Genomic DNA, 24,409 nt, shown 5'->3' with positions numbered 1-24,409 from the left:
GCCCGATCACGGTGATGGTCGTCGACGACCACCCGATGTGGCGCGACGGCGTCTCGCGGGACCTCGACGCGGCGGGCTTCCGGGTCGTCGCCACCGCCGACGGCGTCGGTGCGGCCGCGCGCCGGGCCGCGGCGGTGCAGCCGGCCGTCGTGCTGATGGACATGACGCTGCCCGACGGCACCGGCACCGAGGCCACCGTCGCCGTGCTCCGGGCCTCCCCAGCCAGCCGCGTGCTGGTGCTGTCCGCGTCCTCCGAGCGGGACGACGTCCTCGGGGCCGTGAAGGCCGGTGCCTGCGGGTACCTGGTCAAGAGCGCGTCGGCCGCCGAGCTGGCCGAGGCCGTGCGGGCGACCGCTGCCGGGCAGGCGGTGTTCACGCCCGGCCTGGCCGGTCTGGTCCTCGGCGAGTACCGCCGCATGTCCTCCGGCGAGTACCGCCGCATGTCGTCGGACTCCGGCCGGCGCGCCCCCGCCCCGCCCACCCTCACCGAACGCGAGACCGAGGTGCTGCGGCTCGTCGCGAAGGGACTGTCGGCCAAGCAGATCGCCGCCCGGCTCACCCTCAGCCACCGCACGGTGGAGAACCACGTCCAGGCCACGCTGCGCAAGCTGCAGCTGGCCAACCGCGTCGAGCTGACCCGGTACGCGATCGAACAGGGACTGGACTAGCGCACCGGGCGTCACCGGTCCTCTAGAATTCGACCGCTTCCGCAGTCCGGTTGCGGCGGTGGCGTGCTCGATCGAAAGGCGGAGCGCGGATGACTACCCCTGGCGTGGCGCTCGGCGTACTCGGAGGCTTCGCCGTCAGCGTCGACGGACGACCCGTCGACCTCGGTGGCATCCGGCAGCGCGCCCTGCTTGCCGCGCTCGTCGTCGCGTTCCCGGGCGACGTGTCGGGTGAGCGGCTGCTCGAGCAGGTCTGGCACGACGTCGACGACCCGAAGACGAGCTCGCTGCACTTCGCCGTCTCCAAACTGCGCGACCGGCTCAGCCCGCAGCGGCCGCGCGGGGACGAGGGCGTGATCGTCCGGGAGGGCTCGCGGTACCGGCTCGCCGTCGCCGCCGAGCAGATCGATGCCGTCCGGTTCACCGACCTCGTCGCGCGGGGCGACCGGCTGCGCGAGCAGGGCGCCGCTCAGGCCGCCGCCGAGGCGTACGCGACAGCCCTCTCGTGCTGGCGCGGGTCGCCCTACGCCGACGTCGCCGACGCCGAGTTCGTGCGCCCCGAAGTCGCCCGGCTGACGGCGGTCGAGTTGCGCACCTGCAAGGCCCTGCTGCAGATCCGGCTGGACCTGGGCGGCGCCGACGTCGTCGAGACCGCCGAGCGGCTCGTCGCCGCGCACCCGCTCGACGAACGGGCCTGGGAACTGCTGGTCGTCGCCCTCTACCGGGCGGGCCGGCAGGCGGACGCGCTGGCGGCGCTGCGCCGCGTGCGCACCGTGCTCGACGGTGAACTCGGCATCGAACCGGGCACCGGACTGCGCGAACTCGAAACGGCGGTGCTGCGGCAGGACGACGCGCGGCTGCTCGGCACGGCGATCCCGCCGGCGGCCGCGGCCCCGCGGAACCCGAACTCCACTCTGCCGTGCCCACGCACCGCCCTCGTCGCCCGCGGCCGTGAACTCGCGGAGGTCGGTGCGGCGGTGGCCCGGGAACCGTTGGTCACGCTCGTCGGCCCCGGCGGGGTCGGCAAGACACGTCTGGCGGTGGAGGTGTGCCGCCACGGCGGTGAACGCCGCGCCGACGGACCGTGGTTCGTGGACCTGGGGGCGGTGCGCGCCGACGCGCTGGTCGCCGCGACCGTGGCGGCAGCCCTGCAGATCCTCGGCCCCGGAACCGTCGATCACCTGGCGACGGTCCTCGCCCCCCGCGAGTTCGTCCTCGTCCTGGACAACTGTGAGCACCTGCTCGACGGGGTCGTGGAGCTGGTGACGGCGCTGCTCGAGCGCTGCCCCGGCGTGCGGATCCTGGCGACGAGCCGGGAGCCGCTCGGCCTCGACGGCGAATGGGTCTACGAGGTGCCGCCGTTGGACGAGGACGCGGCCGTCGAGCTGTTCGGCGTCCGGGCCGCCGGGGTGGTGCCGGGCTGGACGATCCACGACGCGGTGACCGAGCCCGTGCGCCGCATCTGCACCGAGCTCGACGGGATCCCGCTGGGCATCGAGCTGGCGGCGGCACAGCTGCGGGTGCTGTCCGAGCAGCAGATCGCGGAGGGGCTGAGCGACCGGTTCGCGCTGCTGCAGGGCGGCTCTCGCACCGCTCCGCCTCGGCAACGCGGACTCGCCGACGCGATCGAGTGGAGCTACCGGCTCCTCGACGACGAGCAGGCGCGGTTGCTGCGCGAGGTGGCGGTGTTCGCCGGCAGCTTCGATCTCGAGGGCGCCGCCGCCGTGCACGGCAGCGCGCCGCCGCTGAGCGTCCTGCCGCCGCTGACCGCCCTCGTGCGACGGTCGCTGCTACGCGTGGAACCGGCGTCGTCGCCGCGGCGGTACTCGATGCTGCAGACGATCCGGGAGTTCGCCCTGGAACGCGTGGACGCGTCCGAACGGGACCGGACCGCCGTCGTGCACCGCCGGTTCGTGCTGCGGCGGGCCCTCGCGGCGACGCCGCACCTGCGCGGCTCCCGGGCGCGGCAGACGTTCGACGCCCTGACGGCGGACATCGCCGAGCACCGCGCCGCGGCGGCGTCCGCCGCAGCCGCCGGCGACGCCGTCTACCTGCTCGAACTCGCCGGAGCGCTCTACTGGTTCTGGTACCGGCGCGGGCACATCCGGGAGGGCCTCGGGGTGATCTCGGCGGGGCTCGGGGCGGTGGAGGGGTCCGCCGCCGTCGTCCCGGATGCGACCCTGTCGTCGGCGCTGACCGGACTGGGCGGACTCACCTACCTGGCGGGCGACCCGGCCACCGCGGCGGCCGCGCTGCTCCGGTCCGCCGAGACCGCGGCGCGCACCGGCGATGCCGTCACCGAGGCATGGATGCGCTCCTGGTGGGCGTACTGCTCCGCGATCACGGGACCGTCCGAGGAGTTCCTGCGCGCAGCCCACGAGAGTGCCGACGTCCTGCGCCGGGAGGGTGCCGTGTGGCAGCGCGCCGACGCGCTGCTCATCGAGGGCATGATCCTGCGCTTCCTCGGCCGGCCCGAGCGGGCCCAGCAGGTGTTGCGCGAGGCCGTCGAGACGGGCGAGCGCTGCGGCCACGGCTGGGCGGTCGGCTCGGCGTCGTGGACCCTCATGCGCACCGCGATGGACGTCGGGGACACGGATGCGGCGCTCGACGCGGTCCGGGTGATGCAGCCGGTTCTCGAGGCCGAGGGTGACGTGACGTCGTGGCTGGTACTCGTCCACAGCGCCGCGGCCCTGGTGGCCCGGCTCGGCACACCCGACGTCGGCGCGATGCTGCTCGGCGCGGTCCGTGCCCTCGGTGGCCGCATCGGCTTCCTGCCCGAGGTGATGGATCCCGTCGACGGCCCGCGCGAGGTGGCGGTCGTCCGCGATGCGCTCGGGGGGACCGAGTTCGAACGGTACGTCGGTCTCGGCGCCGGCCTGGACCGCGCGGAGGTGAGCGCGCTGCTCGACCGGCTGTGCCGGACGGGGCACGTCGGTGCCCAGCCGGAGCTAAGCGGCAGCTAAGCCCCGTTCGCTGTCCTGGAGGGGACCCCGAGTCGTCCCCACCGAGGAGCATCATGTCCCACCAGCCGTCCCCGACCCTGGCCGCCACGTCCGTCGCCGACCGCCTCCGCACCGCCGTCGCCGGCGCGGTCCACGCCCCCGGCGACGAGGGGTACCGCCTGTCCGCCACCGGCTTCAACGTCGCCACCGTGCATCGCAGCGCCGCGGTGGTGGTCGCCTCGAGTGCCGCCGACGTCGCCACCACCGTCCGGATCGCGGCCGAGTGCGGACTGACCGTCGCGGTGCAGGCCACCGGCCACGGCGCGGCCCCCGCACCGGAGAACAGCATCCTCGTCGACACCGCCCTCCTCGACGGGGTGAGCATCAACCGGGCCGAGCGCACCGCCACCGTCGAGGCCGGGGTCCGCTGGCGGCAGGTGCTCGATGCGGCCGCCCCGCACGGGCTGGCACCGCTGGCCGGGTCGTCGCCCGACGTCGGCGTGGTGGGGTACACCCTCGGCGGTGGTCTCGGACCGATCGCCCGCACCCACGGCTTCGCGGCCGACCGGGTGCTGCGGATGGAGGTCGTCACCGCCGACGGACAGCTGCGGCGGGTCACCCCCGACGAGGAACCCGACCTGTTCTGGGCGCTGCTCGGCGGCGGCGCGGCGTTCGGGATCGTCACCCAGATGACCTTCGAGCTGCTCCCCATCCAGACCCTCGACGGCGGCGGCCTCTTCTACGACATCGCCGACGCACCGGCCGTGCTGCGCCGCTGGCGGGACTGGATTTCCGCCGCGCCGATGTCCGTGTCCAGCTCGCTGGCGATCGTCAACTTCCCGCCCCTGCCCGTCCTGCCCGAGCCGCTGCGCGGCCGCACCGCCGTGCACGTGCGGTTCGCGCACGTCGACGACCACGAGGACGGGGTGGCAGTGCTCGCCCCGATGCGGGCGGCGGCCACCCCGATCCTCGACACCGTCGCCGAGATCGTGTACCCGGCGCTGGGCTCGATCCATGCCGACCCCACCGATCCGATGCCCGCCGCGGAACGTTCCGTGTTGTTGCGGGAACTCCCGGACGCCGCCCTCGACGCCCTGCTCGCGGTCGCCGGTCCCGCCGGCGGGCTGCCGATCGCGTTCGCCGAGCTCCGCGCGATGGGTGGCGCCCTGAGCGCGCCGCCGGAGACCGCCAACGCGGTCGGGGGTCGCGACGCCGCGTTCAACCTGTTCACGGTCGGTGTGCTGGCGCCGCCCGTCGCCGACGCGGTGCCCGGTGCCCTCGAGTCCGTCGTCGGGGCACTCGCGCCGTGGGGAACCGGGGGTGCATCGACGAACTTCGCCGGCGCGGCGGACGGTGTCCCTGCCGCTCGGGTGGCGAGGGCGTGGACCCCGGCCCAGCGTGCGCGGCTCGCCGGGATCCGCGCGGCCTACGACCCCGCCGGGGTCTTCGCGTCCGCGGCGCGGTGGCCCGCCTCGGTGGTCTGAGCCCGACGATTCCTCGCTTCATGATCGTCCGGCAAGCGCGGCAGCGCCTACCCTGTCGATCATGGAGTCGAGGGATCTGCGTGTTTCGGACGCCGAGCGCGAACACGTCGGAACGTTGCTGCAACGGGCGGTGGGGCAGGGGATGCTGTCGCTGGGGGAGTTCACCGAGCGGATGGACACCGCGCTGGCCGCGAAGACCCGCGGAGAACTGAACGCCGTGCTCGTCGACCTGCCCGGCGTGCAGGTGCGGCCCGAATACCTGCCGCACCCCGCCCAGCCCGGTCCCGTCCCGGCGCCACCCGTGCCCGGCCCGGGGCATTCCGCCCCACCCGTGTCCGGCCCGGTGTATCCCGCGCCGTCCCCGCACATGCAGGTACCCACCATCCGTGGCCGGATGTCCACCCTCAGCCGCAAGGGCCGGTGGGAGGTGCCACCGGTGCTGCGGCTCGACACCCTGATGTCCTCGGTGACCCTCGACTTCACCGAGGCCGTCATGCGCACCCAGGTCGTGCGGATCCAGGTCGACGACTACCTCAGCTCCCTCACCCTGATCGTCCCCGCCGAGGCCACGGCCGACATCAACGGTCTCGACACGGTCGCCGCGAGTGCCCAGTCGAAGGTGCGCAACGGACCCCCGTTCGGTCCGCTGCACCTGATCGTCGACGGGACCGTCCGCCTCGGTTCCGTCAACGTCAAACACCCGCTGGGGACGACCCTACGCAAACTGCTGGGCTAGGCAGCAGTACCCGAGCCGCATGTGCGGTAGTGATACTCATGCCCACGGACGCCGGGCCGCGGACCATGTAGGCATGAGTACGCCGACTCCGCCCGGTCTCGATCCGCGGCTCGTCGCCCAGCTGTCCGGCGAGTGCTACGCGCTCGAACAGCACCTGCACGCCGTCGGCGCGCACGTCGCACACCTACGGGCCCAGCTCGACCGCCTCGCTGTCGTACCGGCGCCCGTACCGGCCCCGACCCCGAGCCCGGTGCCGGCCCCGCCGCCGGCGCCGTCCATGACGCGGACCCCGCCGCCACCCCGACGGCCGGTCCCGCCGGTGGCCCCACCGAAACCGTCGGCACCGGCGCGGGAACCGTGGTGGCAGCGCGACGGCGTGATCAGCCGCCTGCTCGCCGTCGCCGGGGTGGCGGTCACCCTCATCGGCGTCGTGATGCTGCTCGTGCTCGCCGCACAGGCCGGGATCTTCGGTCCCGTGCCCCGCGTCGTCTCCGGTGCGGTGCTGTCGGCCGCGCTCGTGGCTGCCGGGATCCGGGTGCACCGCCGCGAGGGCGGACGCGTCGGCGGGGCCGCCCTGGCCGCGACCGGTTTCGCGGGCGGCTACCTGGTGGTCTTCGCCGCGACCGCGTACTACCGGTGGGTGCCGGCGGTCGTCGGTCTGGCCGCCGCGCTCGTCGTCGCCGGCGCGGGCGTCGCGCTCGCGGTGCGCTGGTCGGACCGGATCCTGGCCGTGCTGCTCGTGCTCGGTGCCGCACTGCTCGCCCCGGTCCTGTCGGAGGGCGACCCGCTGCCGCTGCTCGGCTTCCTGCTGGTGTTGCTCGTCGCGAGCTTCCCGGCCCAGTGGCAGCGCAACTGGGCGCTGCTGCATCTCGCGCGGGTCGTGCCGATCGTCGCGGTCCTGCAGGCGACGATCGGCGGGGGCGAATTAGCCGACCGTGGCGAGCAGGCCTGGCTGGTCGGATTCCCGGTGGCGGTGGCCGTCTTCGTCGCCGGCACCGCGGTGCTGCTGCTGCGCCGGGACCCGGGCGACGTCGTCGCCGCGGTGTGCCTGGCGATCGCGGCACTGCCGCTGCTCACGGTCGGAACAAGGCTGGACCGGTGGCCCGCCGTCGCACTCGAAGCCACGGCCGCCGCCGGGTACCTCGCGCTGTTCGCGCTCGCCGGCCCCCGGTCGCGCCCGCTTCGGGTGGCGTCCGCCGCGGTGGCGGCGTTCGCGCTGCTGCACGCATGCCTCACCGGTGCGAGCCCCGACGCGGCCGCCACCGTCCTGCTCGCCGTCGCCGCCGGTTATGCAGGCGCGGCCGCATCGATGCGCTCACGTCTGCTGTTCGTCGCCGGCCTCGGCTTCTGGGTGCTCGGCGGCGCGATGTTCTACGACGGGGCCGAAATCGAGAATCTCACCGACCGGATGCAGGCGGTGGACCGCCTCGACGTGACCACGCTGGTCACGTCGGTCCTGCTCGCCGCGGTCACGCTGCTGTTCGCGTGGACGGCGACACGACTGCATCTCGTCCGGGACCGGGGCGTGCCCTGGGTGTGGAGCGGCGCGGCGCTCGTGGTGCTGTACGCGGTGACCACCGCCCTCGTCACGGCCGGCGTCCTCCTGGGCGGCGCGGATGCGGGGTTCGTCGCCGGGCACGCCGCCGCGACCATCTGCTGGATGATCGCGGCGACCGCGATGCTGGCGTTCGGTCTCGCCCGCACCGAGTATGCGCATGCCGCGCTGGCCGCCGGGCTGTCGCTGACCGGTGCCGCCCTCGCCAAGCTCTTCCTCTTCGACCTCGCCGCCCTCGAAGGGGTGTGGCGGGTCGTCGCCTTCATCGTCGTGGGCCTGCTACTGCTCGCGGTCGGCACCCGCTACGCCAAGGCGTTCGCCGGCCGGGAAGCCGGCTCGTCGGAGTCGGGGCACGACGAGGACTGATCCGTGCGGGTCAGTCGCGGCGGGTCAGTCGCGGCGGGTCAGTCGCGGCGGGTCAGTCGCGGCGCTGCCGCGCGATCAGTTCGCTCACGCTGATCGACTGGCTGTTCTCGGCTCCGCCGTGCCGGCCGCCCTGCGCGTGCTGCTCGTCGGCCTGCGCCCGCTGGGCCGGGGCGTCGTCGGTGGGGGCGCCGGTCTCCGCCGGCGGTGTCGTCTGCGTCCGATCGCCGGTGACCGGCTGATCCGCCGTCCGCGGATTCGCCCGGCGTAGCTGTGAGAGCCAGTTCTCGATCGCCTGCGGGTCCCGGACGGGTGCGCCGGAAGAGCGCGGTTGCGGCGGTTGTGGACGCACGTAGGTCTGCGTCACCGGGGGTGGCACGTCGCCGCGTTGCCGACGGGGCAACGGGGGCGTGGCGGGCCGCCCCGCGGGGGAAACGCCGCCCGGCTCGCCGCTCGGGGCCGGGGACGGCGCCTGCGGATCCGGGGCCTGCTGCGGGCGGGGCCGCTGGGGCAGGGGACGTTGCGGCAGCGGTTGCGGCGCCTGCGTCGGCTCGGCGCGCGGTGGCCGCGGTTCGGGTGCCGGCGGACGGGGACTGTCCTGGGCGGGCGGACGGGGACTGTCCTGAGCGAGCGGACGGGGACTGTCCTGGGCGGGAGCCGGCCGGGGTGGCGTCGGTGCCGGGATCCGGCCCGACGGATTCTGGGCCGCCGGTTGCTGCGGCCGTGCCGGCGAGGCCGGGGCGGCACCGGTCGGGCGGCGGGGCGGCCGGTCCCGATCCTCCGGTGCCCGTGCCGGGGGCTCCACCGGGCGTGAGGGGCGCGGCGGCGCCGACCGGCGGACGGGCGGCTGCAGGTCGCGCACGCGTCGCTGTTCGGCGGCCGAGCGGGGTGCGGCGATCTTCGGCAGCGGCTGCGTCATCGGATCGTCCAGGGCGACGCCGGCGACGGTCGGCAGTCGATGCGATCCGGTGGCTGCGACGGTGGCCGGGCCGAACATGCCGACGGTGATCAGCTCCGGCACGTCCTGCGGCATGAGCTCGTTGTCGAGGATCGGTTCGGCGAGCCCGATCTTGGCCTGGATGCGTTTCATCCACGCCGGCGCCCACCAGCAGTCGTCGCCGAGCAGTTTCATCGTCGCCGGAACGAGCAGCATGCGGATGACGGTGGCGTCGATGATCAGGGCCGCGATCATGCCGTAGGCGATGTACTTCATCATCACCAGTTCGGAGAAGCCGAAGGCACCGGTCACGACGATCAGGATCAGCGCTGCGGCCGTGATGATGCGGCCGGTGTGGGCCGTGCCGATCCGGATGGACTCGGTGGTGCTCGCCCCCTGCGAGCGGGCTTCGACCATGCGGGAGAGCAGGAACACCTCGTAGTCGGTGGACAGGCCGTAGATGATCGCGATGATGAGCACGAGCACCGGCGACATGATGGGGCCGGGGGTGAAGTTCAGTGGGCCGGCCCCGTGGCCGTCGATGAAGATCCACGTGAGGATGCCCAGGGTCGAGCCCAGACCCAGGGCGCTCATCAGCGCCGCCTTGATCGGCAGCACCAGCGACCCGAAGGCCAGGAACATCAGCAGGGTCGTGAGCACCACGACCACCGTCACCATCAGCGGCAGCGTGTTCATCAGGGCGGCGATCGAATCCTGCTCGATCGCCGGTGTCCCGCCGACGAGTACCTCCACGCCGTCGGGCCACTGCGCCGCATGCAGGTAGTCGATGGTCTCCGCGGAGTTGTTGCGGTCCTCGAGGCCGGCCTTGACGACGCGGACGCCGTCCCGGGCGGGGCCCTCGATGGTGAACTTCTCCACCAGGCCGGGGGCCGAGCTGGCCGTCTGGATGATCTGGTTGAGGTCGCCCCCCTCGGCCCCGCGGACGACGATGCGTACCGGCTCGGCGCGCTGGCCGGGGAACAGGTCGTCGAACTGCTCCTGGGCGAGCCGTGTCGGATGGTCGGGCGGCAGGTAGGTCTCGTTGATGCCGCCGAACTTGATGCCGGTCAGCGGCACGATGAGCAGCAGCAGGCCGATCACGGTGGGAATCGTGACCTTGAGCGGGTTGCGCATCACCCAGCGGGTGATGCGTCCCCAGATGCTGTTCTCGATCTGTTCGTTGGACTGGATCTGCCCGAACCGGGACCAGCCCCACTTGTCGATGTTCCTGCCGAGGATGGCCAGCATGGCGGGCAGCAGTGTGATCGAGGTGATCGCCGCGAGGGACACCGTCGCGATCGCGCCGTAGGCGACGGACTTGAGGAATCCCTGCGGGAACAGCAGCAGGCCGCCGAGGCTGGTGACGACCATCGTGGCGGAGAACACCACGGTGCGTCCCGCCGTCATCACCGTGCGCCGGATCGCGGCGGGCGTGGCGTAACCCTCGGCGAGTTCCTCCCGGAACCGGGACACCATGAACAGGCCGTAGTCGATCGCCAGACCCAGGCCGATCAGGGACACCACCGGGGCGACGAACGAGTTCACCTCGGTGAAGTTCGTGATGAGCCGCACGATGCCGTTGGCGGCGACGACCGTCAGTCCGCCGGTGATCAGCGGCATCGCGGCCGCGATCACGCCGCCGAAGACGAAGAACAGCAGGATGCCGACCGCCGGAATGGCGAGCAGTTCCATGCGCTTGATGTCCTGCGCCATCGTGTCGTTGAGGGCGCCGGAGATCGGTTGCAGGCCGGCGAGCTGCACGTCGACCCCGTCGATGAGGAACTCGTCCTTCACGTCGCGGAAGTTGTTGGTCAGCTCGGTGTCGTTGTCACCGGCGATGGCGATCGACGCCACCGCGTGCTGCCGGGACTCGTCCGCGAGGGCGGGCACCGCGGGCGCCCCGTTGGTCGGCCAGTACGCGCCGTTGATCTTCAGGATCTGCTCGGAGTGGTCCTCGACCAGCGAGTTCAGGCTGTCCTTGACCTTCGCCGCGAACTCCGGATCGTCGACCGTCCGGCCCTCCGGCGCCGTGTACAACGCGAGGACGTCGCCGTTCGTGTCCCGGCCGAAGGTTCCGTCGGCCAGCTTCGCCGCGGCGACGGACTCCGAGCCGGGATCGTCCCAGCCGCTCTGGCTGAGATGATCGCTCAGGCCCGCGCCGTACCCGGCGAGCCCGAGCAGACCGGCGACCATCACCGCGATGACGGTGAAGCGCGCGCGGTGGACGAGCTCTCCCCAGCGGTCGAACACGAAACTCTCCTATTCGGCCACGCTCTTGCGGCCCACGAGCAGGGCGGACAGCGGTCGGAACGGCTGCAACCAGGCACCCTCGTCGGGCAGCGAGTCCAGGCTCACGCGTGGCAGCGGCTCGCGGAACACCCCCGGGATGTCCTCGAGATCGAGGAAGTCGAGCACCTCGGACGTGACCGCCCAGCTGGCGTGCTCGCGGAAACCGAGGACCTGCACCGCCACGCCGGTGGCGGCGATCTCCTCGAGCGGTTCCCGGAACGCCTGTCCGTCGGCGGAGGCGACCATCACCCCCGCCAGACCCTCACTGCGTCGCAGCGCGATGTGCCGCAACATGTCGGAGTCTACGTCGCTGTCCTCGTCGATCTTCGGCTTGGCGAACACCGCGAAACCCACGTTGCGCAACGCCTCGACCCACGGGCGCACCACGTCGGCGCTGCCCGGCGCGATGTTCGTGAACACCGTCGCCTCGGGTTCGAGGGTGGCCGTCGTGGTGCGGGAGAGTTCGGCCGTGCGGCTGAGCAGCCACCGTCCGAGCGCGTCGAACCGCGGCCGGTACGCGGCGGTGGGCCGGCCACCCAGAATGGCACCGAGACCCATGTCCAGGTTCGGGGCGTCCCACACGAGCAGCACCCGCTCGCGCCGCTCGGTGCCGTCCGCCGTGGGAGCCGCGGACACGTCGGACAGTTCTTCGTGGACGCTCATGCCCTGATCTTCCCCCACACGAGCTCCGTGATGCTGCTGCCCACCCGCTGCGCCTTGTCCTCGAACTTCGTGACGGGGCGTTCGTGGCTGATGGGGGAGTCCCAGTCGAGGCTCGTCAGCAACGGCTCGGCGTTGCCCGCCTCGGCGATGGCTTCGGCGTACTCGGCGTGGTCGGTCGCCACGTGCAGCACGCCACCCGGCTGCAGCCGGCTCGCGATCAGGGCGAACGTCGGCGGCTGCAGGAGCCGGCGCTTGTGGTGGCGGGCCTTGGGCCACGGGTCGGGGAAGAACACCCGCACTCCGGTCAGCGACTCGGGCGCCACCATGTGCTCGAGCACCTCGACGGCGTCGCCGCGCAGGATCCGCAGGTTCCGGATCGGCGTGTCGGTGTCGTAGGTGCGCTCGATCTGCTGCAGGGTCTGCGCGATCCCGGGCTTGTAGACCTCGACGGCGATGAGGTTCACGTGCGGTTCGGCGCGGGCCATCGTCACCGCGGCGGTGCCGGTGCCGGAGCCGATCTCCAGCACGACCGGAGCCGAACGGCCGAACCAGGCGTCGACGTCGAGCCGGTCGTCGCCGACGTCGCGGCCCAGCTCGGGCCAGCAGCGGTCCCACGACTCCTGTTGCGGAAGCGTCAGCGCACCCCGCCGCGAGCGGAAACTCGTCACCCGCGGGTACAGACGGTTTCCTCGGGTCGGGCCCTGCTCCAGCGTCTCGGTCGTGTCCAGATCGGCGTCGTTCACCCGACCATTGTCGCGTATCGACGGAGTTTGTGGCAGGAGGGACTGATGTGACCACAGTGTTTTCTCAGGGTGCCCCGGGTTTTCTCTCGGGGTGCCCCGCCCCGGGCCGCTGCCGTCGGCGGCCCCCTCTGCCAGAATCGGCGGCGACACACGGGGGTGGTCATGGTGGGGGATGCGGGGGCCGCGCACGCTCGGTGGCGGCAGATCGTCGAGGACATCGGCCGGTTCGACGCCGGAGCCGGCCGACAGGCCCAGTGCGCTCTCGAGCGGCACGACGCCCCGCTGCGGGTGCAGATCGCCGGCCGCGGCGGTGCGGTCCGTCCCACCCTCCGCACCGCCGTCGAGTCGGCGGTCGCGACGGTCGCGCACGTCGAAGCCGCGCACGTCGAAGCCGCGGAACTCGACTCGCCGGACCGGCCCGAACCGGTCCTCGACGCGGACGTCGTCCTCCTCGTCCTCGCCGCGCGGGCACACCCCGCCGATCTGGCGGCCCTCGCCCGCTCCGCGGATCCGGCGGCACCGGTCCCGGGCCGCGACGAGCGCCTCGTCGTCGTGCTCGATCGGACCGAGGGACTCGACGACGCCGACGCCGCGTTCGCCCGTGCCGCCGCGCAGGTGCGACGGCCGGTCCTCGCGCCCGGGTCGGCGCCGGCGGCGGTGGCCGACCGGCTCGGATCCGCGCGCCGCCGCCGGGCCGCCGCGCTCGCCCGCGACCTGGCCGGCATCGCGGCCGGCCCGCGGGCCCGCGACGTCATCGAGGCCGCCCTCGACGATCTCCTCGGGACGGCGTGATGAGCCCGGCCGACGTCGGCGACGTCGTGCGCCGCTGGAACCCGGACGGATGGACGCGGCTGCACGCACCGTCGGGCCCGCCGCGGGTCCGGGTCGCCGGGGTGGACGGCTGCGTTTGCGCAGCGCTCGTCGACGAACTCTCCGCGCTCGACGCGGCCCCGGAGTACGTCCGTGACGGCCGCGCGACCGTCGTGCTGACGGTGTTCGAGGCCTCGGCCTACCTCGGCCGGACCGAACTCGCCGTCCTCGAGTCCGCCGGACGGGGCGCCGGCCGCGTGGTGTGCGCCCTCACCGGCATCGACGCACACCCGGACTGGCGGGAGGTGCACGAACGGGACGTCGCGCTGCTGCAGCGGCACGCGCCCTGGCTCGGTCCGGTGACCCTGCTGCCCGTCGGGACGTCGCTCGCCGCCCGCGCCCGCGTCGTCGGCGGCGACGCGGGCGCGGTGCTGCGGCTCGAATCCGGGATCGTGGACCTGCACGAGGCCCTGACAGCGGCGCTCGTCGCGGGCCCGCACACGGACCGGGCCCTGCGCACCGCCGTCGTCGCCGAGACCCGCCACCTCGTGGCCCGCGCGGCCGCCGAGTTGCGCGCCGGCGACGACACCGCGGCGCTGCGCGCCGAACGGGCGCGGTGGAGCCTGCGCGCGTCCACTCCCGCCGACGACGGCGGTCTCCGCGCCGAGCTGCAACGGGCCCGTCTCGACACCGCACAGGCCGTCTCGGCGGCCGTCCGGGCGGCGTCCGCCGAGGTCCGCGACGCCCTCGAGTCGGTGGACCCGGCGCGCGTGCCGGACCTGCTCGGCGACGCGGTGCGCGACCTGTACGTCCGGGTGGATGCGGTCGTCACCGCGCGGCTGGCCCGCATCGGTCCGGCCGAACAGCGACCGGACGGACCGCCGGTGGCGCCCCCGCGTCTCGCGCCGCCGTCCCCGCGACGTTCCGTGGAGGACCGCCTCACCGTGGTGATCGGTGCTTCGGCGGCGGCCGGGCTGGGGCGGGTCGCGGTGTCCCCGCTGTCCCTGGTGCCCGGGCTCGAGCTGGCGACGGTACCGCTGAGCCTGCTGCTCGGCGCGGCGGCGGCGTGGTGGCTGGTGCGGATCCGGCGCCGGCTCGCCGAACGGGACCGGATGCGCCGGTGGGCGCTCGAGGAACTCGTCGACGTGCGGGCCGAGCTCGAGGCAGTCGCGCTCGAGCGGATCGTCGACGCCGAGGCGCGGCTCGGGGCCGCCGTCGCCGCCGGGCGCGCCGCCCGGATCGCCGCCGCCCGGGAGCGCATCGCCGCCGTCGACGACGAACTGCGACGTCGCGCCGAGGACCGGGCCGGGAAGCTGGTGGCCTGCGAGCGCGATCTCGCGGTACTCGCCCGGGCGGGAACCGGAGGCCGGGCGGGCGCGTCCAACGCGATGACGGCGTCCGACGGTGTGACGCGGGAGTGAGGAGCGCACGATGGTGGACGGTTCGATCGGTATCGACGACGGGGAACCCGACCCACCCGCCCCGGGACGTCCGGCGTTCGTCCCGGGACTGGCCCCGGCGCTGCTCGACCCGGCCGGTCCGGGTGCGCTGCCCCCGGCCGTGGACGTCGACGGCGACGGGTTGCCCGAGACCGTCACGTTCACCACCGCGGAGGCTCTCGTCGTCGCCTCGGACACCGACGCCGACGGCTGGTTCGACCGGGTCACCGAACTCGGCGACGACGGACGGTTCGGCGTGTGGCAGTTCCGGCGCGACGTCGACGGGGCAGAGTCCTGGACCCGGATTGACGAAGGTCACCTGGACGGGGGAAAGTGAGGCAAATCGCCTGTGCCGGGAGGGTGTGATGCGGGTACGCTGTCGCCCCTCTGAATCGTTTCTGTGACATTTCCGACCGGCCCCGATTGCCATCACCCCGAAGTCCGGCGTTAACCTCTATGAATAGGACATCCGGCGCCCGCCTCGTCCGTTCGGCCACGGAGGAAGCGGGTGGTACCCCTGCCGAGAGGGGGAGTCCGGGTCCGCCGCTGGTCCCTGGGACGGTTCGTCGCAGGTCGGGGGAGGGATCCGGTTCCGGCGCACCCCAGGAGAGTTTGATGACCTCAGTGACCATTCCCGGTCTGAACGGCACCGACGGCACACCCCCGACCCAGCATGCCGAGCTGCTCGCATGGGTCCAGGAGGTCGCCGAACTCACTCAGCCGGACCGGGTCGTCTGGGCCGACGGGTCCGACGAGGAATGGGACCGGCTGACCACCCAGCTGGTCGAGGCGGGGACCTTCACCCGCCTCAACGACGAGAAGAAGCCCAATTCCTTCCTGGGTAACTCCGACCCGTCGGACGTCGCGCGCGTCGAGTCGCGCACCTTCATCTGCTCGCGCAACGAGGTCGATGCCGGACCGACCAACAACTGGATGGATCCGGCCGAGATGCGGGCCACCATGACCGAGCTGTACCGCGGCAGCATGCGCGGACGCACCCTGTATGTGGTGCCGTTCTGCATGGGCCCGCTCGGCGCGGACGACCCGAAGCTCGGCGTCGAGATCACCGACTCGGAGTACGTCGTCGTCTCCATGCGGATCATGACCCGCATGGGTGCCGCGGCTCTGGAGAAGCTGGGCACCGACAAGCCGTTCGTCAAGGCCCTGCACTCCGTGGGTGCGCCGCTCGAGCCCGGCCAGAAGGACGTGCCGTGGCCGTGCAACGACACCAAGTACATCACCCACTTCCCGGAGGACCGCGAGATCTGGAGCTACGGCTCCGGCTACGGCGGCAACGCCCTCCTCGGCAAGAAGTGCTACTCGCTGCGGATCGCGTCGGCCATGGCGCACGACGAGGGCTGGCTCGCCGAGCACATGCTGATCCTCAAGCTGATCTCGCCGGAGGACAAGGCCTACTACATCGCGGCCGCGTTCCCCAGCGCCTGCGGCAAGACCAACCTCGCGATGATCCAGCCGACCATCCCGGGCTGGCGCGCCGAGACCCTCGGCGACGACATCGCCTGGATGCGCTTCGGTGAGGACGGCCGGCTGTACGCGGTCAACCCGGAGTACGGCTTCTTCGGCGTCGCGCCCGGCACCAACCACGGCTCCAACCCCAACGCCATGAAGACGATGGAGGCCGGCAACACGCTGTACACCAACGTCGCGCTGACCGACGACGGCGACGTGTGGTGGGAGGGGCTCGAGGGCGATCCGCAGCACCTCACGGACTGGAAGGGCAACGACTGGACGCCCGAGTCCGGCACCCCGGCCGCGCACCCGAACTCGCGGTACTGCACCCCGATGTCGCAGTGCCCGATCCTCGCCCCCGAGTGGGACGATCCGCAGGGCGTGCCGATCTCCGCGATCCTGTTCGGCGGTCGCCGCAAGACGACCGTGCCGCTGGTGAGCGAGTCCCTCGACTGGCAGCACGGCACCTTCCTCGGTGCGACGCTGTCGTCCGAGCAGACCGCCGCCGCGGAGGGCAAGGTCGGCACCGTCCGTCGTGACCCCATGGCGATGCTGCCGTTCATCGGCTACAACGCCGGCGACTACCTGAACCACTGGATCAACATCGGCAAGTCCGCCGACTCGGACAAGCTGCCGAAGATCTTCTACGTGAACTGGTTCCGTCGCGGTGACGACGGCCGTTTCCTGTGGCCGGGCTTCGGGGAGAACTCCCGTGTGCTCAAGTGGATCGTCGACCGCATCGAGCACCGGGCCGGCGCCCAGTCCACGCCGATCGGCTTCGTGCCGTCGGCCGCGGACCTCGATCTCGAGGGCCTCGACGTCGACCGCGACGACGTCGACGAGGCCCTGAAGGTCGACGTGGCGGAGTGGAAGGAAGAGCTGCCCCTGATCGAGGAGTACTTCGAATTCCTCGGTGAGAAGGTGCCCTCCGGCATCCGTGACGAGTTCGAGGCCCTGAAGCAGCGCCTCGGCTGACGCCTGACCGAACGAATACTCGACCGAATGTCACATCGGATCGCTTGGATCGATCCGATGTGACATTCGGCGTTTCAGGGTGCCGGTTGCTCAGGACGACCGGCTCGTGAGCCATTCGTCGATGCGACGTCGTGCCTCCTCGGGCGCGACGTCCTCGACCCGCGTCATGATCGCCCACCGGTGCCCGAACGGGTCGAGGATCGTCCCGAACCGGTCGCCGGTGACGAATGTCGACGGTTCCTCGAAGACCTGCGCCCCTTGCTCGACGGCGCGGGTGAACGTCGCGTCGACGTCGGTGCAGTACAGCACGTAGGAGTGGTCGACGACGTTCGTCCCGTCCGGGGCGCGCAGGCCCATGGCCGGCGCGGGGTCGCTCAGCTGGAGCCGGCCGCTGCCGAAGTCCAGTTCGGCGTGCGCGATCGTGCCGTCGGGCCCGTCGGTGCGATCTACGACCTCGGCACCGAACACGGTGCGGTAGAACTCGACGGCGCGGGCCGCACCGTCCACGACGAGGAACGGGGTGAGGGCGGTGTAGCCGGTGGGAATCGGTTTCACGGAATGCGTCATGCGACCAGTCTCGCGTCGTCACCGTCCGCAGTATTGGACGCTTCCGACATCGTTCGCCCGGCCCACGGACCGAATGTCACATGGGTTCGATTCGATCGAAGCCATGTGACATTCGGTCCGTTCCGCGGCGACGGGTTCGCGGTGGCACGCTGTGCGGCTCCCCACGTGAATCGGGCATCCGGCGGAATGATGCAATAGGTGACGACGGAACCAATCCGGTCGGCACTGCGACCGGGAGGAGGATCGGGCCCATGAGCGGTATCTACAACAATGTCACCGAGCTGGTCGGGCGAACCCCGATCGTGCGGCTGAACCGGCTGACCGAGGGGCTCGACGCCCAGGTCGCGGTCAAACTCGAGTTCTACAACCCGGCCAACAGCGTCAAGGACCGGATCGGCGTGGCGATCATCGACGCGGCCGAGAAGTCCGGCGAGCTGCGTCCCGGGGGGACGATCGTCGAGGGCACCAGCGGCAACACCGGCATCGCGCTGGCGATGGTCGGTGCCGCGCGCGGCTACAAGGTCATCCTGACGATGCCCGAGACGATGTCCACCGAGCGGCGGGTGATGCTGCGTGCGTTCGGCGCCGAGATCGTCCTGACCCCCGGCTCCGAGGGCATGGCCGGGGCGGTGTCGAAGGCGGAGGAGATCGTCGCGAAGACCGAGAACGCGATCCTCGCCCGCCAGTTCGCGAACCCGGCGAACCCGGAGATCCACTACAACACCACCGGTGAGGAGATCTGGAAGGACACCGGCGGGGAGGTCGACATCTTCGTCGCCGGCATCGGCACCGGCGGCACCATCACCGGTGCGGGCCGCAGGCTCAAGGAATACAAGCCGGAGGTGAAGATCGTCGGCGTCGAGCCCATCGATTCGCCGATCCTCACCGGCGGGCAGCCGGGCCCGCACAAGATCCAGGGCATCGGCGCGAACTTCGTGCCCGACGTGCTCGATCGCGCGGTCTACGACGAGATCGTCGACGTCTCGTTCGACGACGCCGTGCGCGTGGGCCGCGATCTCGGTACGCAGGAGGGCATCCTCGGCGGCATCTCGTCCGGCGCGATCGTGTGGGCGGCGCTGGAACTGGCGAAGCGCCCGGAGAACGCCGGCAAGCTCATCGTCGCCGTGGTCTGCGACTTCGGCGAGCGGTACATCTCCACTCCGCTGTTCGAGCACATCCGGGACTGAACGAATCGTGAGTGTTCTGCGCACCCTCCGGGAAGACCTGCAGGCGGCCCGGGGCCACGATCCGGCCTCGCGTGGTGACATGGAGAACGCCCTCGTGTACTCGGGCCTGCACGCGATCTGGTCGCACAGGCTGGCACACCGGATGTGGGCGCGACCGGCGCTGCGGGGACCGGCTCGCGTCCTGGCGCAGTTCACCCGCTTCCTCACGGGCATCGAGATCCACCCCGGCGCGACGATCGGCCGGCGATTCTTCGTCGACCACGGCATGGGCGTGGTGATCGGGGAGACCGCCGAGATCGGCGACGACGTGATGATCTATCACGGCGTCACGCTCGGCGGGCGGTCGCTGGCACGGACCAAGCGGCACCCGACCATCGGCAATCGGGTCACCATCGGCGCGGGGGCGAAGGTCCTCGGGCCGGTGGTGATCGGCGACGACGTCGCGATCGGCGCGAACGCGGTCGTCACGCGCGACGTCCCCGCCGACTCGATCGCCGTCGGCATCCCGGCGACGATCCGGCCCCGCAAGTCGCACGAGGAACTCGTCGACCCGGCGTGCTACATCGATCCCGCGATGTACATCTGACGTCTGCCGCCGCGTGACGGCCGCAGGTCGCGTGACGGCCGAATGTCACATCGGGTCGATTCGATCGACGCGATGTGACATTCGGCCGAAGCCCGCGAGAGTCCGTCAGGCGCCGTAGCCGGGCGGGTACAGCACCGACTTGGTCTCGCAGAACGCCTCGACGCCCTCGGGGCCGTTCTCCCGTCCGATGCCGGAATTCTTGTAGCCGCCGAACGGTGAGCCCGGATCGAAGGCGTACCAGTTGATGCCGTAGGTGCCGGTGCGCACCCGCGACGCCACCTCGAGGCCCTTGTCGACGTCGGTGGTGTAGACGGAGCCGGCGAGGCCGTAGTCGGAGTCGTTGGCGATCTTGATCGCCTCGTCCACGCTGTCGTAGGGGATCACGCACAGCACGGGGCCGAAGATCTCCTCGCGCGCGATGGTCATGGAGTTGTCGACGTCCGCGAAGATCGTCGGTTCGACGAAGTACCCCTTGTCCAGGCCTGCGGGCCGGCCGCCGCCGAGCACCAGTCGCGCGCCTTCCTCCTTGCCCGTGGCGATGTAGCCCTCGACGCGGTCGCGCTGCTTCGCGGAGATCAGCGGTCCGAGTTGCGCCGCCGCGTCGTCGGGCATGCCGACGGGGAAGAACGCGGCGGTCGCCACCATCTTCTCGACGACCTCGTCGTAGCGCGAGCGCGGCGCGAGGATGCGGGTCTGGCCGACGCAGGCCTGCCCGGTGTTCATCAGGCCGGACATCACGAGCATCGCGATCGTCGAGTCGAGGTCGGCGTCCTCGAGGACGATGGCGGCGGACTTGCCGCCGAGCTCGAGTGAGCAGCGGGTGAGGTTGCGTGCTGCGATCTCGCCGATGTGCTTGCCGACGGCGGTCGAGCCGGTGAAGGTGATCTTGTCGATGTCCGGATGCGCGACGAGGTACTCACCGGTCTCGGCGCCGCCCGGGACGAGGGAGAGCACGCCTTCGGGCAGGCCCGCCTCGGCGAAGATCTCGGCGACCGCGTTGGTGGTCAGTGGCGACTCGGGCGCGGGCTTGAGCACGACGGTGCAGCCGGCGAGCAGGGCCGGGCCGAGCTTGTTGATCATCAGGAACAGCGGCACGTTCCACGCGATGACGGCGGCGACCACGCCCACGGGTTCACGCGTCACCCGGGAGCGTCCGAAGGCGCCGGTGCGCTCCTCCGTCCACGGAAACGAATCGGCAAGGCCCGCATAATAGTTGATCGTCGCCAGCGACGGCGTCACCTGCATCATCTGCACCGAGGCCGGCGGCTGGCCCATCTCGGCGGACAGCGACGCCGCAAGGTCGGCGCTGCGTTCCTCGATCAGCTTGGCGGCCTTGGCGAGCACCTGGGCGCGCTCGGACGGCGAGGTGCGGGGCCACGGTCCGTCGTCGAAGGCGCGACGGGCGGCGGCGACGGCGGCGTCGATGTCCTGCGGCCCGGCGACCGGCACGGAACCGACGCGTTCCTCGGTGGCCGGCGAGAACACCTCGAGGCGCTCGTCGGTGGATGGGGCGGCCCAGCGTCCGCCGATGAAGAGCTTGTCGTAATCGGTCATGTCACCTTTCCTCAACGATCTTCGGTTGCGCACTTGTCCGACCGGGCGGGGTGGGTGTCGACGAACCCGGTGAAGCCGTACTGCCGGTGCGGTCCGATCACGGCGACCTCGAACAGTCCCGTGCCGACGGCGTCCGACCCGGTGATCCGGAACCGCGCGAGATGGTCGGTGGGGCAGAACAGCAGCAACGCCGGGTCGATCTCGCGGACGTCGCGGCGCAGCGCCTGCACCACCAGCTCGCCCTGCCACATGCCGTGCCGCCAGTCCTGCTCGAGCCCGTAGCCGGTACCGACGGCGAGCAGGTTCGGCACCAGCAGTTCGCAGTCGACGGTCACGACCTCGGACCCGGGCCGGTGGAACGTCAGCACCGCCCCCGTGACGTTGCGGGTGCCCGGCGCGAACACCAGCCGGTGCTCCGGCCGGCCCAGCCACTCGGGCTCGGCGCCGGGCCGGATCCGGATCGCCTCCTCGACCAGACGCCGACCCTGGTCGTCCTCCTGCACGATCGTGACGAGCGTGTCGTTCTCGAACTGCATCACCGAGTAGATCCAGAAGAAGCCGGGCGTGCCCTCGTGCGCCTTGCGTCCGGGCGGCTCCGGTTCCCCGACCGGGCGCACGCCCCACGAGCGGTCGCGGTTGCCGAGCCACGTGCGCGGATCCACGTGCCGCGTCTGCCCGTCGACCGTGAGGGTGCCCGACCATCGGCCGGATTGGACGAACCGTGACGTGTCCATGACGACGCGCTCGAGCTGGCGCAGTCGCTGCGGTGTCTCCTCGGTGGCCGGGACGGTGCCCTCGAAGGTGAGATCGAAGGAGAGGTCGGCGGTCTCGGCGTGGCCGGGTTCGAGGACCACCCGCAGTCGTCGCAGCCCCTCGAGCACCTCGACGCGCAGCGGTCCGACGGCCGTGTCGGCCCGATCGCTGCCCAGTGCCTTCGACGCCCGGACGACGAGGTGGTCGTCGCCGCGGCGCAGCACCGCGAAACCGTCGGCCACACCGAGATTCGGGTACTGGCCCATGCCGACGATCAGGAACAGGTCGGCGGTGTCGGCGGGGTAGCAGTTGAAGTAGTACCGGTCGTAGAAGTTGCGGTCGGACGTCGCGACGCGCCGGATCGGTTCGGCCGTCTGGTGGACGGGGTAGTCGTCCAGGGGGGACAGGGAGCTCACGACGCCGACCCCTGCCGGTCGGTGCCGTCGAGCATCGCCTCGAGGGTGGCGCGGTGCATGATCGCGTCGTCGGGGTCGTGGGGTGGCTGCGCCTGCCCGAAGTGCACCGCGCGAGTGTGGATGCGCAGCATGATGATCGCGTGCTGCAGCGCCGCGTGGACGGTGTAGAAGTGCAGGTCGCGCGGGACGTGACCGGTGCGCTGCGCGTACGTGCGGGCGACGTCGTCGAGACGCAGGAAGCCCGGCAGACCCGGGAGCCCGGCGGAGGCGGCGATGTCCTCGAAGAACCGGTGCAGGAACGTCATCCAGGCCAGGTCCATCTCGCGGGCGCCGAGGGTGGCCAGTTCCCAGTCGAGCACCGCGACGGGCCGGAACCCGTCGAAGAGGATGTTGCCGATCCGCGCGTCGCCCCAGCACAGCACCGCGGGGGAGCGGTCGTCGGGACGGTGGGCGTCGAGCCAGGTGAGCGCCCGCTCGACGAGCGGGGAGCGGGGGCCGCCGGTGCGGGTGGTCCATTCGTAGTAGGCGCGCTGACGATCCAGGTGCGCCCGGACGGCGTCGGCGACGGTGCCGGCCGGTCCCAGCCCGGCGCTCGCCGGCGGGACGTCGTGGACACCGGCGAGCACCTCGACGCAGGCGTCCTGCATGGCGGCGCGCTCGGTGTCGCCGGCCTCGGTGACCCAGGAGCCGAAGTTGTACGGCATGACGTCCGGCGGTACGCGACCGGCGACGCGGGTCATGACGAAGAACGGGGCCCCGAGCGGGGCGGGGTCGGGTTCGTACCAGTGCACGGCCGGGACGGGGACGCGGGAGTGCTCGGCGACGGCGCGCATGACACGTGCCTGGCCCTCGAGGTCGTAGGTAGGGAAGACGGGCACGGCGGTCTCGGCCGGGGCGACGCGGGCGACCAGCGGACGGTCGGTGCCGTCCCAGCGGGCGTCGAACAGGAGCGTCTCGCTGGACATGCCGGTGGTCTCGGGGATGTGCACGTTCTCGACGACCGGGTCGGTCACCTTCGTCGCGAGCCACGATCGCAGGTTCTCCCGGACCTGCTCGGGATCGCGCCGGGAGTCGCTGGGCCGCGCGACCTCGGCGTCGTGGCCGGCGGCGCCGGACGTCGACGCGGCAGGATCGATGCTCACGCGCTCTCCTTCCGGCCACCGGGACTGTGACCTCGAACACTAGAACACGTTACAAGTTTTCGGAAGGGGTCACCCCAGGTGAGTCCCGAACCAGGCGAGCATCCGGTCGTACGCTCCCGCGGCCGCGTCCGCGTTGTACCGGGGGCCGGTGTCGTTGAAGAAGGCGTGGTCGGCGCCGGGGTAGGTGACCACCTCGTGCGCCAGGCCCGCCCGCTCGAGCGCCGCGGTCGCCGCGTCCCGCGAGGCGTTCACGCGCTGGTCGAGTTCGGCGTAGATCGCGAGGACGGCGGCTCGGGAGCCGGCGAAGTCGGCAGCGTCGGGCAGCGGTCCGTAGAACGGGACGGCCGCCGCGACGCGCGGGTCGCCGGTCGTCAGCAGCAGCCACGTCATGCCGCCGCCGAAGCAGAACCCCACGGCCCCGACGCCCCGATCCGGCACCCGCCGGGTCAGCTCGTCGATGCCCGACCGCATGTCCTGGGAGAACCGTTGCGGCGGAACGGTACTCAGTGCCGCCGTGGCCTGCGCCGGGTCCGTGAACACGGCCGTGCCCCCCTCCTCGGAGAGCAGGTCGATCGCGAGCGCCGAGTAGCCGGCCCCGGCCAGGCGCCCGGCCACCGAGCGGATGTGATCGTTGAGTCCCTTGTTCTCGTGGATCACGAGCACGGCACCCCGGGGCTCCGCCGCCGGCGCCCATGCGCCCTGCAGCGTCCGTCCTTCCGGGCCGGGGAACGTGATCGGCTCCGTCGCAACGGCCGTCGCGCTACCCGGCGGTGTCCGGTCCGGGGATGCGGAAGCCGCCCCAGAAGGGCTGGAAGGTGTTGCGGTCGAACCGTTCTCGTTCGAGCAGGCCGCCAGCAGGGCGGATGCCGCGGTGAGGCTCAGCCCCATCAGCCCCAGCCGGCGCAGCGCCTCGCGGCGGGTGAGCAGACCGTCGGCGTGGTCCACCGCGATCTCCTCGGCGATGTAGCGCTGGAAAGGCGTCATGGCCGCTCCCGTCCCGAGGGCAATACCCTCGTATTGTGACGCGGGAAGGGGCCGCGGCGCGGGCGATTCGCGTCGAAGCTCAGCCCGCGACGGCGAGGAGCCCGGCGCCCGTCAGGGTTCCCGCGGCGGCGAGCCGCGCCGGGACGAGC

The 24,409-nt window shown here is 72.1% G+C and carries 19 protein-coding genes; 11 read left to right on the top strand and 8 right to left on the bottom strand.

All coding sequences use genetic code 11. The features are described from left to right. Window positions 1–14 precede the first annotated feature (14 nt). From OEY_RS0108960 to OEY_RS0108940, 5 genes are all read left to right on the top strand, one after another. A complete protein-coding gene (locus tag OEY_RS0108960; RefSeq protein WP_225223230.1) occupies window positions 15–668 on the top strand; it encodes a LuxR C-terminal-related transcriptional regulator in 654 nt (217 codons plus the stop codon). A gap of 89 nt (window positions 669–757) precedes the next feature. After that, on the top strand, window positions 758–3,628 hold the full coding sequence (locus OEY_RS0108955; protein WP_237713740.1) for an AfsR/SARP family transcriptional regulator: 2,871 nt from the start codon (window positions 758–760) through the stop codon (window positions 3,626–3,628). Window positions 3,629–3,681: 53 nt separating this feature from the next. Next, entirely contained in the window at window positions 3,682–5,091 is a 1,410-nt protein-coding gene (locus OEY_RS0108950) for an FAD-binding oxidoreductase (protein ID WP_010593544.1), read from the top strand. Between the two features lie 61 nt (window positions 5,092–5,152). Continuing rightward, window positions 5,153–5,827: a DUF1707 SHOCT-like domain-containing protein gene (locus OEY_RS0108945; protein ID WP_017681937.1), complete on the top strand. Its 675-nt coding sequence runs from the start codon at window positions 5,153–5,155 to the stop codon at window positions 5,825–5,827. Window positions 5,828–5,900: 73 nt separating this feature from the next. Continuing rightward, window positions 5,901–7,748, top strand: coding sequence for a DUF2339 domain-containing protein (locus OEY_RS0108940; protein WP_010593542.1), 1,848 nt, complete (start codon window positions 5,901–5,903; stop codon window positions 7,746–7,748). Window positions 7,749–7,800: 52 nt separating this feature from the next. On the opposite strand, the gene OEY_RS0108935 is transcribed toward OEY_RS0108940, so the two are convergent. The 3 genes from OEY_RS0108935 to trmB are packed head-to-tail and all read right to left on the bottom strand — an operon-like array spanning window position 7,801 to window position 12,413. Continuing rightward, window positions 7,801–10,932 carry an MMPL family transporter gene (locus tag OEY_RS0108935; protein ID WP_010593541.1) on the bottom strand — a complete coding sequence of 1,044 codons (3,132 nt, stop codon included), beginning with the start codon at window positions 10,930–10,932 and terminating at the stop codon, window positions 7,801–7,803. A gap of 9 nt (window positions 10,933–10,941) precedes the next feature. Further along, complete coding sequence (locus OEY_RS0108930) at window positions 10,942–11,634, bottom strand: NYN domain-containing protein (protein ID WP_010593540.1); 693 nt, start codon at window positions 11,632–11,634, stop codon at window positions 10,942–10,944. Further along, the gene (gene trmB, locus OEY_RS0108925) at window positions 11,631–12,413 is read right to left on the bottom strand and encodes a tRNA (guanosine(46)-N7)-methyltransferase TrmB (protein WP_192811066.1); all 783 of its coding nucleotides are present in this window, start codon (window positions 12,411–12,413) and stop codon (window positions 11,631–11,633) included. The genes OEY_RS0108930 and trmB overlap by 4 nt, the downstream gene beginning before the upstream one ends. Before the next feature lie 126 nt (window positions 12,414–12,539). On the opposite strand from trmB, the gene OEY_RS0108920 reads away from it, so the two are divergent. The 4 genes from OEY_RS0108920 to OEY_RS0108905 all read left to right on the top strand — a co-directional run bounded on the left by OEY_RS0108920 (window position 12,540) and on the right by OEY_RS0108905 (window position 17,071). Then, complete coding sequence (locus OEY_RS0108920; protein ID WP_010593538.1) at window positions 12,540–13,169, top strand: hypothetical protein; 630 nt, start codon at window positions 12,540–12,542, stop codon at window positions 13,167–13,169. Further along, window positions 13,169–14,608, top strand: coding sequence for a hypothetical protein (locus OEY_RS0108915; protein ID WP_010593537.1), 1,440 nt, complete (start codon window positions 13,169–13,171; stop codon window positions 14,606–14,608). The genes OEY_RS0108920 and OEY_RS0108915 overlap by 1 nt, the downstream gene beginning before the upstream one ends. Window positions 14,609–14,618: 10 nt before the next feature. Continuing rightward, window positions 14,619–14,963, top strand: coding sequence for a DUF6802 family protein (locus tag OEY_RS0108910; RefSeq protein WP_010593536.1), 345 nt, complete (start codon window positions 14,619–14,621; stop codon window positions 14,961–14,963). Window positions 14,964–15,241: 278 nt separating this feature from the next. Further along, the gene (locus OEY_RS0108905; protein WP_010593535.1) at window positions 15,242–17,071 is read left to right on the top strand and encodes a phosphoenolpyruvate carboxykinase (GTP); all 1,830 of its coding nucleotides are present in this window, start codon (window positions 15,242–15,244) and stop codon (window positions 17,069–17,071) included. Window positions 17,072–17,161: 90 nt separating this feature from the next. On the opposite strand, the gene OEY_RS0108900 is transcribed toward OEY_RS0108905, so the two are convergent. Further along, the gene (locus OEY_RS0108900; protein ID WP_010593534.1) at window positions 17,162–17,638 is read right to left on the bottom strand and encodes a VOC family protein; all 477 of its coding nucleotides are present in this window, start codon (window positions 17,636–17,638) and stop codon (window positions 17,162–17,164) included. A gap of 251 nt (window positions 17,639–17,889) precedes the next feature. Between OEY_RS0108900 and cysK the strand changes: the two genes are divergently transcribed. Both cysK and epsC read left to right on the top strand, forming a co-directional pair. Further along, the gene (gene cysK / locus OEY_RS0108895; protein WP_003939081.1) at window positions 17,890–18,825 is read left to right on the top strand and encodes a cysteine synthase A; all 936 of its coding nucleotides are present in this window, start codon (window positions 17,890–17,892) and stop codon (window positions 18,823–18,825) included. 7 nt (window positions 18,826–18,832) lie between these two features. Next, window positions 18,833–19,411 (top strand): serine O-acetyltransferase EpsC, encoded by a 579-nt coding sequence (gene epsC / locus OEY_RS0108890; protein ID WP_010593533.1) that lies wholly within the window; start codon window positions 18,833–18,835, stop codon window positions 19,409–19,411. 105 nt (window positions 19,412–19,516) lie between these two features. Here the strand turns inward: epsC and OEY_RS0108885 are convergent, their stop codons facing one another. The 4 genes from OEY_RS0108885 to OEY_RS0108870 all read right to left on the bottom strand — a co-directional run bounded on the left by OEY_RS0108885 (window position 19,517) and on the right by OEY_RS0108870 (window position 24,260). Further along, on the bottom strand, window positions 19,517–20,965 hold the full coding sequence (locus OEY_RS0108885) for an aldehyde dehydrogenase (RefSeq protein WP_010593532.1): 1,449 nt from the start codon (window positions 20,963–20,965) through the stop codon (window positions 19,517–19,519). 11 nt (window positions 20,966–20,976) lie between these two features. Then, window positions 20,977–22,134, bottom strand: a complete 1,158-nt coding sequence (locus tag OEY_RS0108880; protein ID WP_010593531.1) for a hypothetical protein — start codon at window positions 22,132–22,134, stop codon at window positions 20,977–20,979. Beyond that, entirely contained in the window at window positions 22,131–23,276 is a 1,146-nt protein-coding gene (locus OEY_RS0108875; RefSeq protein WP_010593530.1) for a phosphotransferase family protein, read from the bottom strand. The genes OEY_RS0108880 and OEY_RS0108875 overlap by 4 nt, the downstream gene beginning before the upstream one ends. 69 nt (window positions 23,277–23,345) lie before the next feature. Next, on the bottom strand, window positions 23,346–24,260 hold the full coding sequence (locus OEY_RS0108870) for a dienelactone hydrolase family protein (protein WP_010593529.1): 915 nt from the start codon (window positions 24,258–24,260) through the stop codon (window positions 23,346–23,348). Window positions 24,261–24,409: the final 149 nt, after the last annotated feature.

Origin of the sequence: Rhodococcus sp. P14 (genome assembly GCF_000256505.1) — a bacterium.
GTDB classification, from domain to species: Bacteria; Actinomycetota; Actinomycetes; order Mycobacteriales; family Mycobacteriaceae; genus Rhodococcus; species Rhodococcus ruber.
The sequence above is the reverse complement of the archived record's forward strand: the minus strand, read 5'-3'. Positions and strand labels throughout refer to the sequence as shown.